The sequence below is a fragment of the Nonomuraea composti genome (assembly GCF_012034275.1).
Classification (GTDB): Bacteria; Actinomycetota; Actinomycetes; order Streptosporangiales; family Streptosporangiaceae; genus Nonomuraea; species Nonomuraea composti.
In genome coordinates this window covers 1-1,628 of sequence record NZ_JAATEP010000136.1, presented here as the reverse complement: position 1 = coordinate 1,628, position 1,628 = coordinate 1, and the positions used below count along the sequence as shown (strand labels likewise).

Here is a 1,628-nt window from a genome sequence, read left to right as displayed (position 1 = left end):
TGAAGCTGGGCCTCGTGGAGGACACCCCGTACAAGATCTTCGGGGCGCAGGCCGCCGGGTGCTCGCCGGTCTCCACCGCCTACAAGGCCGGCCACGACGTCGTCCAGCCGGTCAAGCCCGACACCATCGCCAAGTCGCTGGCCATCGGCAACCCCGCCGACGGGCCGTACGTGCTGGACATCGCCCGGCGCACCGGAGGCGGCGTCGAGGACGTCACGGACGCCGAGATCGTGGCCGCGATGAAGCTGCTGGCCTCGACCGAGGGCATCTTCGCCGAGACCGCCGGCGGCGTCACCGTCGGCGTGCTGAAGAAGCTCACCGAGAGCGGGGTGCTCGACCCCGAGGCGGAGACCGTGGTGCTCAACACCGGCGACGGCCTCAAGACGCTCGACGTGCTCTCCGGCGAGGCCGTCGAGCCGACCGCCGTGATCAAGCCCTCTCTCGACGCGTTCCGCGCGACTGTCTGACAACCAGGAAAGGCGATTTGAACCATGAGCGTTTCTGTGCGGATTCCCACCATTCTGCGCACGTACACCGGGGGGAACGCGGAGGTCAGTGGCGAAGGCGCGACTCTTCGTGACGTGCTCGCCAAGCTCGACTCCGACTACCCGGGGATCGGCGCGAGAATTCTGGATGAATCGGGCAAGATTCGTCGTTTCGTCAACGTTTACGTGGGGGAAGAGGACGTCCGTTTCGCCGAAGGGCTCGACACTCCCGCCCCCGAAGGCACGCAGATCTCCATCATCCCGGCCGTCGCGGGCGGCTGAGCCCCGGAGGTCACCCCGTTGAAGGCGCCCCTAGTGGGCGCCTTCTCCTTTTCCAGGCCAATTCAACGTTGAACGACCCGCGCTGCGAAGAAATAGGCAGTTTGCGGATTGACTCTGTTGCCAAACCCCGTGCCACAGGTATGGTCGAGGGCGATCGTCTGGCTGCTTTTCCCTTAAGTCATACGATTACAGGTCCCGCGGAGGAATGGGCGAGATCTGGGAGACCAGTAAGAGGAGTCGGAAGTGGCGCAGGGCACCGTCAAGTGGTTCAACGCGGACAAGGGCTACGGCTTCATCGCGGTAGACGGTGGTAAGGATGTATTCGTCCATTACTCAGCGATCCTGATGGACGGGTACCGCTCTCTCGAACAGGGGCAGCGTGTCGAGTTCGAGATCACGCAGGGCCAGAAGGGGCCGCAGGCGGAGTCCGTCCGCGCGGTCTGAACGTAACCGCTGGTATGCACCGGGCGGGAACGCACGGCAACGCAGTCCGTGTGAACCGTCACCTCTCTTTCGCCGACTCGAGTGCGGCGGGCCGCTCCGCGCGGCTCGCCGTACCGACCGTCCGCGCGGGTGCTCGGGGCGGCGGGCGAGGGTGATGCCGGCGCGGCTCGCCGTAACGGCGGACTGACCTGGGCGGTAATGCCGGGCAGGGTGGCGTTCGCTTGCACTCGGCAGGGTAGAGTGCTAAACAGTTCGTTGGCACTCTGTGCAGCAGAGTGCCAACACCGGATCGAGACGATGGGGTCTGCCGAACGGAGATGCTGACCCATGCCGTCGCGGGCGTCGGCTCGGTCCACGACAAGCCACCCTGCATCTGGGAGGTCTAGCCTTATGGCAGCCAAGATGATCGCGTTTGAC

At 65.3% G+C, this 1,628-nt stretch carries 3 protein-coding genes; all 3 read left to right on the top strand.

Annotation, left to right across the window (positions count from 1 at the left end):
• The coding region (locus HCN51_RS57655) for a threonine synthase (protein WP_168022218.1) at window positions 1–467 on the top strand (467 nt) is incomplete at its 5' end.
• A gap of 24 nt (window positions 468–491) precedes the next feature.
• A complete protein-coding gene (locus HCN51_RS57650; RefSeq protein ID WP_043633550.1) occupies window positions 492–767 on the top strand; it encodes a MoaD/ThiS family protein in 276 nt (91 codons plus the stop codon).
• Between the two features lie 243 nt (window positions 768–1,010).
• Window positions 1,011–1,211 (top strand): cold-shock protein, encoded by a 201-nt coding sequence (locus HCN51_RS57645; RefSeq protein ID WP_020546479.1) that lies wholly within the window; start codon window positions 1,011–1,013, stop codon window positions 1,209–1,211.
• Window positions 1,212–1,628 lie beyond the last annotated feature (417 nt).

What these genes read in the sequence shown, in the direction of transcription:
- HCN51_RS57650 (WP_043633550.1), top strand. Translation starts at nt 492, where the DNA reads ATGAGCGTTTCTGTGCGGATTCCCACCATTCTGCGCACGTACACCGGG.